Here is an 11,838-nt window from a genome sequence, read left to right as displayed (position 1 = left end):
ATGATTTTATGATTTACGCGGGCAACGAGCCAAAGTCCGTGCTTGCACGAGACCTTGGCGACTGCCGCGATAACTATGAGAAACTCGCAGAGCGTGTTTCTCATAGTTTTTCTGAATTAGAACTCCAGAATAGCTCCCTTATTTGCACTGGAAACCATCTTGGCGTAGCGTTTCAGATAACCTGTGGTTACTTTCGGCTCTCTCGGAGTCCATGCAGCTTTTCTGCGTGCCAGCTCTTCGTCCGATACGACAACTTCCAGCTTATGCTCCGGAATATTGATACGGATGAGATCGCCTTCCTCAACGAGCGCGATCGGACCGCCTTCTGCTGCCTCCGGGCTGACATGACCGATGGATGCACCGCGGGATGCGCCGGAAAAACGGCCATCTGTGATCAGGGCTACGGAAGAACCAAGTCCCATACCTGCAATGGCAGAAGTCGGATTCAGCATTTCACGCATACCAGGACCACCCTTTGGTCCCTCATAGCGGATCACAACAACATCACCTGCCACGATCTTGCCGCCGCGGATTGCCTCGATGGCATCCTCCTCACAGTCGAAGACTCTGGCCGGACCTTCGTGAACCTGCATCTCCGGAACAACAGCAGAACGTTTGACAACTGCGGTATCCGGTGCCAGGTTTCCTTTCAGAACGGCGATACCGCCTGTCTTGCTGTATGGATTCTCAACCGGGCGGATGATCTCAGGATTTTTATTGACACATCCTTTGATGTTCTCTCCTACGGTCTTTCCGGTTACTGTCATACACTCTGTGTGCAGCAGATTCAGCTTGTTCAGCTCATTCATAACGGCATAAACACCGCCTGCCTCGTTCAGCTCCTCGATATAGTGGTATCCTGCCGGAGCCAGATGACAGAGGTTCGGAGTCTTCTCACTGATGGCATTTGCCATTTCCGGATTCAGTTCTACGCCCGCCTCATGCGCAATCGCCGGAAGGTGAAGCATACTGTTGGTGGAGCATCCAAGTGCCATATCAACCGTCAAAGCGTTCAGGAACGCTTCTTTTGTCATGATGTCTCTTGGACGGATATCCTGTTTTAACAGCTCCATAACCTGCATACCGGCTCTCTTTGCCAGGCGCAGACGCTCGGAGTATACCGCCGGAATCGTTCCGTTGCCTTTTAAGCCCATACCGAGAACCTCGGTCAGGCAGTTCATGCTGTTTGCGGTGTACATACCGGAGCAGGAACCGCAGGTCGGGCACGCATTGCACTCGAAATCATAGACGTCTTCCTCTGTCATGGTTCCGGCAGCGTAGGAGCCGACTGCCTCGAACATGCTCGAAAGACTTCTCTTCTCGCCTTTTACGTGGCCGGCAAGCATCGGGCCGCCGCTGACAAATACGGTCGGAACATTGACTCTTGCTGCTGCCATCAGAAGACCAGGTACGTTTTTATCACAGTTCGGGATACATACCAGGGCATCAAACTGATGTGCCATTGCCATACACTCGGTGGAATCGGCGATCAGGTCACGGGTAACGAGGGAATATTTCATTCCGATGTGTCCCATGGCGATACCGTCACAGACTGCAATGGCCGGGAATACGATTGGTGTTCCGCCTGCCATGGCAACGCCCATTTTTACAGCCTCTGTAATTTTATCCAGGTTCATGTGGCCCGGTACAATCTCATTGTAGGAGCTTACGATTCCTACGAGCGGTTTTTTCATTTCTTCTTCGGTCAGACCCAGCGCACGCATCAGAGAACGCTGTGGTGCCTGTGCGATTCCTTTTTTTACAGCATCACTTCTCATGATTTTTTCCTCTTTTCTTATCTTACAGTTTTATGCCAGTGCTTTTACCAGCAGATCTCCCATTTCGGATGTAGATACCTGGGTACATCCCTCAGACATAATGTCTACGGTCCGGTATCCGTCTTTTAAAATTTTCTGTACAGCATTTTCGACTGCCTCTGCCTCCTGATCGAGATCCAGGGAATAGCGGAGCATCATGGCTGCGGACAGAACCGTTGCAATCGGGTTTGCGATGTTCTTTCCTGCGATGTCCGGTGCAGAGCCGTGGCTTGGCTCGTACAGACCAAATTTTGTCTCTTTCAGGCTGGCGGAAGAAAGCATTCCGATCGAGCCTGCTACCATACTTGCCTCATCGGAAAGAATATCTCCGAACATGTTCTCGGTCAGAACGACGTCAAACTGGCACGGATTGTGGACGATCTGCATCGCACAGTTGTCGACCAGCATATGCTCTAAGGTAACTTCCGGGTAATCTTTTGCAACATCCTCTACCACGGATCTCCACAGACGGGAGGAATCGAGAACGTTTGCTTTATCTACGCTCGTTACTTTTTTCTTTCTCTTCATGGCGATGTCGAATGCACGGATTGCAATGCGGCGGATTTCGGTCTCGCTGTAGGTCAGCGTATCGGTTGCTTTCCGGATGCCGTTTTCTTCTACAGTGCTGCGCTCTCCAAAGTACAGGCCGCCGGTCAGTTCACGCATAATCAGCATGTCGAAGCCCTCGCCGATGATCTCTTCTTTTAACGGGCAGGCATCTTTCAATTCCTGATACAGGTAAGCCGGACGCAGGTTTGCAAACAGGCCTAACGATTTCCGGATTTTTAAGAGTCCTGCCTCCGGGCGCTTGTCCGGGCTTAATTTGTACCATGGGGATGTTTTTGCATCTCCTCCGATGGAGCCCATCAGGACAGCGTCGCATTTCTTTGCTTCTTCTATGGTTTCATCTGTCAGCGGCACGCCGTGCACATCAATGGAGGCTCCGCCCAGCAGAAGGTTGGTATATTCAAACTTATGTCCATATTTCTCGCAGACAGCGTCCAGAACTTTTTTTGCTTCCTTTACAATTTCCGGTCCGATTCCGTCACCGTGAATTAATCCAATACGGTATTCCATATTTTTCTCCCTCTTTTCTTCCGGCTGAAAAACCGTTCTATTTTCTCTGCGTCTATAGCATTTCTAAATTATACGCCATTTTTCCGGTAATTTCAACACGAAATTTCTTTGCATCGGACGAAACGCAATAATCTTTTTGCTTTTTTGCCATTTAAAAGAAAAATACGCGGCATTTTTCCCCGTTTTCGCCGTGTTCCGCCGAAGAAGTTTCGGGGGCGAAAAAAACGCAGGCATTCGTTCTTTTTGAATACCTGCGTTTTTCCTGGCTTTTCGCCGTGTGAAATTATTTTTTCTTTTCTGTTTTCTCTTCAACGACTGCTGTCTCCGGTTTTTCAACCTCTGTGATGGCTGTTTTGCGCATCGGGATACGGCAGTTTTTGTTGTTTCCGAACTCTACGATGACATCGTCGTCTGTGATATCGATGACTACGCCGTAGAAACCGCTTGTTGTGATGACTGCATCGCCGACTGCGAGGTCATTCAGCATTGCCTGCAGTTTTTTCTGCTCTTTCTTCTGCGGGCGGATCATTAAGAAATACATCATACCGAACATGATGACCAGCCACATAATTAACATACCAGTGCTCATCACACCGCTGTTTGCTGCTGTTGTTGTTGCTAAAAACATTTTCTTTCCTCCTGTTATTCGAGAGTACATCCCGTTCTTTAGACACACCTATCATAATACACAATCCGGAACCGATGGGCAAGTCTTTTTCGGATATTTTCCAAAGATTTCATACTTTCCCGATTACTTTTTGTCGTATTCCTCAAATCCTGCGAGTTTTGCCCGTTTGTAGGAAGCAAAATTGCCCTCGTCCAGCGCGGTCCGGATTTCTGTCATCATATTGTTATAGAAATACAGGTTGTGCAGAACACAGAGCCGCATGCCGAGCATCTCTTTTGCTTTCAGCAGATGACGGATGTAGGCTCTGCTGTAGTGACGGCACGCCGGGCACTGGCAGCCTTCCTCGATCGGACGCGGATCCAGCTCGTATTTCTGATTGAACAGGTTCATTTTTCCATGGTTTGTGTAAACGTGGCCGTGGCGTCCGTTCCGGCTCGGATATACGCAGTCGAAGAAATCGATGCCGCGCTCTACGCCTTCCAGAATGTTTGCCGGCGTTCCAACGCCCATCAGATACGTCGGTTTGTCTTTCGGCAGGTACGGAACGACTTCGTCGAGAATATGGTACATCTCCTCGTGGCTCTCTCCTACTGCCAGACCGCCGACTGCATAGCCATCGAGATTCATCTCGGAAATCCGTTTTGCATGGTCAATGCGGATATCCTCATAAATCGCACCCTGGTTGATTCCGAACAGAAGCTGATGTTTGTTGATCGTGTCTTCCCGCTGGTTCAGCTCCTGCATCTTATTTTTGCATCGCTGCAGCCATCTCGCCGTGCGGTCGACAGAATTCTGCACATAACGGCGCTCTGCCACACTCGACGGGCACTCGTCGAAAGCCATCGCGATGGTTGAAGCCAGGTTGGACTGGATCTGCATACTCTCCTCCGGTCCCATAAAGATCTTTCTTCCATCTACGTGCGAGTGGAAATAGACACCCTCCTCCTTGATTTTCCGAAGGCCTGCCAGAGAAAACACCTGGAATCCGCCGGAATCGGTCAGGATCGGTTTGTCCCAGACCATGAATTTGTGGAGTCCGCCCATCTTCTTTACGACTTCATCTCCCGGGCGCACATGGAGGTGATACGTATTGGAAAGTTCTACCTGCGTGCCGATCTGCTGGAGATCTTCGGTGGAAACAGCTCCCTTGATTGCTGCTGCAGTTCCGACATTCATGAATACCGGCGTTTCGATATTGCCGTGCACGGTTTCCATATGGGCGCGCTTCGCTCTTCCTTCCATTTTCAGAATTTTATACATAACGCTTTTCATCCTTTCTCAATGATCCCTGCCTCCTGTTTTCATGCAGGGCATACTATTTTTAGTATACAGGCAAAATCTGTTTTTGACAATGCCTGAATTTTCTTTTTTCTCTCTTTTTTCTTTCCCGCTTTCTCCATTTTTCACAAGGACTTTATACTTTTTTCATAAGACATCGCCTTTTTTCCAATTGTATTTCCTTATTTTTTGTCGTATAATGTGTTGAGATTGTTTCTTATTATAAAAGGAGTTTGATTCATGACTGATAAAAAATATACTCTTGGAATCGACATCGGTTCCACTACTGTTAAAATTGCGATCCTCAACGAAGAGAACCAGCTTCTCTTTGCCGATTACGAGCGCCATTTTGCAAACATCCAGGAAACACTTGCCCATCTGCTCGGGGAAGCCCACGAAAAACTGGGCGAACTGACCCTGCAGCCCGTCATCACCGGTTCCGGCGGACTCGCGCTTGCCAACCATCTTGGCATTCCGTTCACGCAGGAGGTTATCGCAGTTTCCACATCGTTAAAAGCACTGGCTCCGCAGACCGACGTTGCCATCGAGCTCGGCGGCGAGGATGCCAAAATCATCTATTTTGAAGGCGGCAATGTCGAACAGCGTATGAACGGTATCTGCGCCGGCGGTACCGGTTCGTTCATCGACCAGATGGCTTCTCTTCTGCAGACCGATGCAACCGGCCTGAATGAGTACGCGAAACATTACCAGGCCATCTACCCGATCGCTGCCCGCTGCGGTGTATTCGCAAAAACGGATATCCAGCCGCTCATCAACGACGGTGCAACAAAAGAGGATCTTGCCGCTTCTATTTTCCAGGCAGTCGTCAACCAGACCATTTCCGGTCTTGCCTGCGGTAAACCAATCCGCGGCCACGTTGCCTTCCTTGGCGGCCCGCTGCACTTCCTCTCGGAATTAAAGACAGCGTTCGTCCGCACCTTAAAACTGGATGACGAGCACGCGATCGTGCCGGACAACTCTCATCTGTTTGCAGCCATCGGTTCTGCAATGAATGCAGAGGGAAAGACCGAGGTTTCTCTTCTCGCGCTGAAAAAACGGCTCGAAGAAAAAGTAGCCATCGATTTTGAGGTTGCCCGTCTCGAACCGCTGTTTAAAGACAAGGAGGAGTACGATGCATTCCTGGCCCGCCAGAGCGTCAACAATGTTGTAACGGCTGATCTTTCCACTTACGAAGGAAACTGCTATCTCGGAATCGATGCCGGTTCCACAACCACAAAAGCCGCGCTCGTTGGTGAGGATGGCGCTCTTCTGTATTCCTTCTACAGCAACAACCACGGAAATCCGCTCGGCACCTCGATCCGCGCGATCCAGGAAATCTACTCCAAACTGCCGGATTCCGCACAGATCGCCTGGTCCTGTTCCACCGGTTACGGCGAAGCACTCATCAAAGCTGCGCTGATGCTGGACGAGGGTGAGGTTGAAACGATTTCTCATTACTATGCCGCAGCATTCTTCGATCCGGAAGTCGACTGTATTCTCGACATCGGCGGTCAGGATATGAAATGTATCAAGATCAAAAACGGCACTGTAGACAGCGTACAGCTCAATGAAGCATGTTCCTCCGGCTGCGGTTCCTTTATCGAAACCTTCGCGCAGTCCCTGAACTACAGTGTACAGGATTTTGCACACGAAGCACTGTTCGCAAAACACCCGATCGATCTTGGTACCCGCTGTACCGTATTTATGAATTCCAAGGTAAAACAGGCGCAGAAAGAAGGCGCATCCGTTGCTGATATTTCTGCCGGACTTGCCTGCTCCGTCATCAAAAACGCATTGTATAAGGTAATTAAAGTTTCCGATGCCACCGAGCTGGGACGCCACATCGTCGTACAGGGCGGTACATTCTACAACGATGCCGTTCTTCGAAGCTTTGAGCGGATCGCCAACTGCGAAGCCATCCGCCCGGACATCGCCGGCATTATGGGTGCGTTCGGTGCGGCGCTGATCGCAAGAGAGCGCTATTCGGCAGATCAGGAGACTACGATGCTCTCCATCGAAAAGATCAATGAGCTGAAATACTCGACCACGATGGCAAACTGCAAAGGCTGTACGAACAGCTGCCGTCTGACCATCAACAAATTCTCCGGCGGCCGTCAGTACATCAGCGGAAACCGCTGTGAGCGCGGAATCGGAAAAGAGAAAAACAAGGATCATATTCCGAACCTGTTCGAATACAAATACAAACGAATCTTCGGCTACCAGCCGCTGCCGCAGGATGAAGCAATCCGCGGAGAGGTCGGCATTCCGAGAGTCCTCAATATGTTCGAGAACTATCCGTTCTGGTACACCTTCTTCACGCAGCTGAAATACCGCGTGGTACTCTCCCCGACTTCAAGCCGCAAGATTTATGAGCTCGGCATCGAATCGATCCCGAGTGAATCCGAGTGTTACCCGGCGAAACTGGCCCACGGCCATGTGACCTGGCTCTTACGCCACGGCGTAAAATTCATCTTCTATCCGTGTATCCCGTACGAGCGTACCGAGTTCCCGGAGGCCATCAACCACTACAACTGCCCGATCGTTACTTCCTACGCGGAGAACATCAAAAACAACGTGGATGAGCTCCAGGACGACTCCATCACATTCCGCAATCCGTTCCTCGCATTTACGAGTGAAAAGGTTCTCGCCGACGGCCTGGCAAAAGAATTTTCCGGCCTGCCGGAGGATGAGGTCCGCGCCGCTGTCCATGCCGGATGGGAGGAGCTCGCCGCTGCAAGACGTGATATGCAGAAAAAAGGTGAAGAGACGCTGCAGTATATGAAAGAAACCGGCCGCAGAGGTATCGTACTTGCCGGAAGACCGTACCACATCGATCCGGAAATTCATCACGGTATTCCGGATATGATTAACTCCTACGGTCTGTGCGTTTTAACAGAGGACTCTGTTTCCCATCTTGCACCGCTCGAGCGCCCGCTTCGTGTCAATGACCAGTGGATGTATCACACCCGTCTGTATGCGGCTGCAAACTACGTAAAGACACGCGATGATCTTGACCTGATCCAGCTGAACTCGTTCGGCTGCGGTCTCGACGCCGTTACCACCGATGAGGTTTATGAGATTCTGACCAGAAGCGGTAAAATTTATACCTGCCTGAAGATCGATGAGGTCAACAACCTCGGCGCTGCCAGAATCCGTGTCCGCTCTCTGCTCGCCGCTCTGCGTGCACATGACCGCAAACAGGCGGTACGTGAAATTGTTCCATCCTCGATCCAGAAGCCGGTCTTCACAAAAGAGATGCGCAAAGATTACACGATCCTCTGCCCGCAGATGTCACCGATCCACTTCTCGATTCTGCAGCCTGCATTCAATGCTGCCGGATACCATCTGGAAGTGCTTCCAAATGACAACAAAGAGGCGGTCGACGTCGGCCTGAAATACGTAAACAACGATGCCTGCTATCCGTCTCTGATGGTAGTCGGACAGATTATGCAGGCGCTGCTCTCCGGCAAGTATGACCTGAATAAAGTAGCCGTCATCATGAGCCAGACCGGCGGCGGCTGCCGTGCTTCCAACTATATCGGATTTATTCGCCGTGCACTGGAGAAGGCCGATATGACGCAGATTCCGGTCATCTCGATTAACTTGAGCGGTCTCGAAGAAAATCCGGGCTTCAAGATTACACCGGATCTTGCAATCCGTCTCTGCTATGCGGCGGAGTTCGGTGATATCATGATGAAATGTATCTACCGGATGCGTCCTTATGAGCAGAAAAAGGGCACGACAGACCGGATTCACAGGAAATGGGAGAAAATCTGTATTGATTTCATTTCTTCCAAACACCTGAGTCATACCCGTTTTAAACAGATCTGCCGCACGATGATCCGCGACTTTGACCACATTCCGATTACGGACGAGAAAAAACCGCGTGTCGGTATTGTCGGCGAGATTCTGGTTAAGTTCCTTCCGGCGGCCAATAACCATCTGGCGGAGCTTCTCGAAAGCGAAGGCGCCGAGCCGGTTGTGCCGGATCTGATCGATTTCTTCTGCTATTGCTTCTACAATACGAATTTCAAGGTAGAGCACCTTGGATTCAAGAAGAGCTCTTCGATGCTCGGAAATACGGGCATTAAGCTGATCAACTGGCTGCGGAGCGCGGCAGTTGCAGAGTTCAAGAAGAGCGAACACTTTGATCCGCCGGCTGATGTACGGGATCTGGCGAAGTATGCTTCTCCGATTGTTTCCTGCGGTAACCAGACAGGTGAGGGATGGTTCCTGACAGGCGAGATGATGGAGCTGATCCACAGCGACGTTTACAATATCGTCTGCATCCAGCCGTTTGCGTGCCTGCCGAATCATATTGTCGGTAAAGGTGTTATTAAAGCCATTCGCAAGGAGTATCCGAAGGCAAATATCGTGGCAGTCGACTACGATCCAGGCGCTTCGGAGGTTAACCAGCTGAACCGTATTAAGCTGATGCTTTCTACCGCAAATAAGAATCTGAAACAGGAATCTGGCGGAGAGAAAGACGCATAAGAAGTTACATACTGATTTTTCTATTCCGATATTTAAAAAAGCTCCTGTCCGGAAAACAGTTTTTTCTGTTTTCCGGACAGGAGCTTTTTTTACATAACAGGAAATTTCGTTGACATTCCCCGTTATAAGCCCTCCGGGCAGGATCGCACTGCGGCGGCGGGGAATTCTATCGCTAAAGCGGCCCGCCGCAGGCGGAGAATCCCGCAAAGCAGGATTTTCTCTTCTGTTTTCAGCGGTAAATCCGCAGGATGCGGAGAACCTTTACCAGCTTCGTTCCCATCGGCATACGGCGCATTTCTGCTTCCGTCGTACCGGTTACAACCACAAAAGCAATCAGATATACGACGATTGCGATCAGAATTGCGGCCAGCATACTGATCGATGGACGCTTCGTAATGGCGAACAGACCATAATAAACAATCCAGGTTACAACACCCATAATAGCTGCTGCGATCAATGGTTTTACATAGGTATTTTTGAACTCATTGCGGAAATTCAGGTGTTTGCGGATCGAAAGGTTATTCAATACGCACATGCTAAGGGAGAACAGGATTCCTGCAAAGACAACGGCATAAATGTTTGTCTTTGGGAAAACTGCAAGGATCAGCGCCAGGACGACGAGATCCATTCCAAGGGAAATTGCTGCATTGTGCAAGGCTTTCTTCTGCTGCCCGATCGACTGCAGGACACTGTTGGTAATGGTAGACAGTGCAGAAAAGACAACCGATACGGCACCCATCATCAGCAGTTTGCCGGAAAGGCTCGAACTTGACGGGAACAAAACGCCTGTAATCGGGAATGCCAGGACTCCAAGGCCGACGGCAGCCGGAATGGAAATAAACATGGTCAGGCGGATCGTTTCCAGAATTTTGTCGTTTGCCTCGTCGAGGTCACCGGTTGCGTAGCAGGAAGACACCTCCGGCATCATCGCAGATGCGGATGCGCTTGCCATGGCAAGCGGGACGTTAATCAGCGTAACGTAATAGTTGGAAAACTCGCCGTATGCAGCGTTCAGCGCTTTCTGGTTTTCGCCGTGCCATCCGAGAATGGTAAAGAACAGATAGTTGTCCAGGTAAGCGTTACAGTTATAAATAAAGGTCGTGAAGATGACCGGTGTTACCATCAGAAAGAGTACCTGAAAGATTTCGCGGTAGGATTCTTCGCGGTGGCGTGTGTCTTTGGCTGCTTTTCGCAGAATGCTTTTCCGGTTTACCCCGTAAACGAGCAGCATAAAGCAAAGGCCTGCCAGCACACCGGCTCCCGTTCCGAGGGTTCCGCCGGCAGCACCGAATTTCGCACGCTCGGTGTCATTTGTCGCAAACTGCTGGATAAAGAACCAGGCTGCACCGATACTGAAAGCAGCGTTGAATATCTGCTCGATGATCTGTGAAATCGAAGTCGGCATCATCGTGCTGTGGGCCTGGAAATAGCCGCGCAGGACGCCGAGAATCGCCGAGAAGAAGATGGTCGGTGCCAGTACGCGCAGGGCCAGGATGGCATTCTGCTGGTTATATGGCAGAAGGAATTTTCCGCCGAAAAACGCCACCAGTGCAGCGATTCCTCCCACGATTACGGCATAAAGGAGGGCTCCGCGGAAAACGCGGTGTGCGTTCCGGTACTCTTTTAATGCCAGGCGTTCGGATACGATTTTCGATACTGCCATCGGAATACTGTAGGACGAGATCAGCAGCAGGATCGTATACAGATTGCTCGCTGTACTGTAATAACCAAGTCCCTCATTTCCAATGGTTTCGCCGAGCGGCGACCGGTATAAAAGACCGATCACACGCGAGATAATCGTTGCAGCCATCAAGATAGAAGTATTTCTCAGTAACGTATTTTTCTTTTTACTCATTCTTTCGCTCCCCGGATTACATTTTCGATCTGCCAGTCAATCGGCGCAAGACCGTTTTCTTCCAGATATTCGTTCGTTCTGGAAAACGGATGGCTGCCGAAAAATCCGCGGTATGCAGAGAGCGGGCTCGGATGAGCGGACATCAGCACCAGATGTTTTGGATTGTGGATCATCTCTTTTTTGCGCTGTGCGGGACGTCCCCAGAGGATGAAGACCATCGGGCGGTCCTGCCCGGCGAGCACTTTGATTGCCGCGTCCGTGAACTGCTCCCAGCCGATTTCCTTGTGGGAATTTGCCTGATGCGCACGCACAGTCAGCACCGTGTTCAGCATCAGAACACCCTGCCGTGCCCATTTTTCGAGATAGCCGTTGTTCGGGATGTAGCATCCCAGATCGTCTTCGAGTTCCTTATAAATGTTGACCAGGGACGGCGGAATGTCTACTTCCGGTTTTACAGAAAAGCAGAGTCCGTGTGCCTGTCCCGGCTCGTGGTACGGGTCCTGGCCTAAGATGACTACTTTTACCTGCTCAAGTGGGGTAAAGTGGAACGCATTGAAAATATCATCAGCCGGCGGGTAAATCGTGTGGGTTTTGTACTCCGCTCCCACCGTCTGAAACAGTTTTTTATAATAATCTTTGGAGAATTCTCCTTTCAGGGCATTGGCCCAGCTTCCGCTAAGAGGCGGCAT

At 50.5% G+C, this 11,838-nt stretch carries 7 protein-coding genes; 1 reads left to right on the top strand and 6 read right to left on the bottom strand.

Annotated features, from left to right (window positions below):
* Positions 1-116: 116 nt before the first annotated feature.
* The 4 genes from ilvD to tgt all read right to left on the bottom strand — a co-directional run bounded on the left by ilvD (position 117) and on the right by tgt (position 4,782).
* A complete protein-coding gene (gene ilvD, locus DW743_RS06140) occupies positions 117-1,778 on the bottom strand; it encodes a dihydroxy-acid dehydratase (RefSeq protein WP_055228625.1) in 1,662 nt (553 codons plus the stop codon).
* 30 nt (positions 1,779-1,808) lie between these two features.
* Positions 1,809-2,894: a 3-isopropylmalate dehydrogenase gene (gene leuB / locus DW743_RS06135; RefSeq protein WP_117509196.1), complete on the bottom strand. Its 1,086-nt coding sequence runs from the start codon at positions 2,892-2,894 to the stop codon at positions 1,809-1,811.
* A gap of 283 nt (positions 2,895-3,177) precedes the next feature.
* Entirely contained in the window at positions 3,178-3,522 is a 345-nt protein-coding gene (gene yajC, locus DW743_RS06125) for a preprotein translocase subunit YajC (RefSeq protein ID WP_117509198.1), read from the bottom strand.
* 123 nt (positions 3,523-3,645) lie between these two features.
* Complete coding sequence (gene tgt / locus DW743_RS06120; RefSeq protein WP_117509419.1) at positions 3,646-4,782, bottom strand: tRNA guanosine(34) transglycosylase Tgt; 1,137 nt, start codon at positions 4,780-4,782, stop codon at positions 3,646-3,648.
* 258 nt (positions 4,783-5,040) lie between these two features.
* On the opposite strand from tgt, the gene DW743_RS06115 reads away from it, so the two are divergent.
* The gene (locus DW743_RS06115; protein ID WP_117509199.1) at positions 5,041-9,294 is read left to right on the top strand and encodes a 2-hydroxyacyl-CoA dehydratase; all 4,254 of its coding nucleotides are present in this window, start codon (positions 5,041-5,043) and stop codon (positions 9,292-9,294) included.
* Positions 9,295-9,523: 229 nt separating this feature from the next.
* Here the strand turns inward: DW743_RS06115 and DW743_RS06110 are convergent, their stop codons facing one another.
* Together DW743_RS06110 and DW743_RS06105 are read right to left on the bottom strand one after the other, a co-directional pair.
* Entirely contained in the window at positions 9,524-11,149 is a 1,626-nt protein-coding gene (locus tag DW743_RS06110) for a putative polysaccharide biosynthesis protein (RefSeq protein WP_117509200.1), read from the bottom strand.
* Positions 11,146-11,838: a uracil-DNA glycosylase gene (locus DW743_RS06105; protein ID WP_117509201.1), complete on the bottom strand. Its 693-nt coding sequence runs from the start codon at positions 11,836-11,838 to the stop codon at positions 11,146-11,148. Before DW743_RS06105 ends, DW743_RS06110 begins: the two co-directional genes overlap by 4 nt.

The organism is Blautia sp. AM28-27 (assembly GCF_003480905.1).
GTDB lineage: Bacteria > Bacillota > Clostridia > Lachnospirales > Lachnospiraceae > Fusicatenibacter > Fusicatenibacter saccharivorans.
Note: the sequence above shows the minus strand (reverse complement) of the source record. Positions and strands in the feature narration are given on the sequence as shown.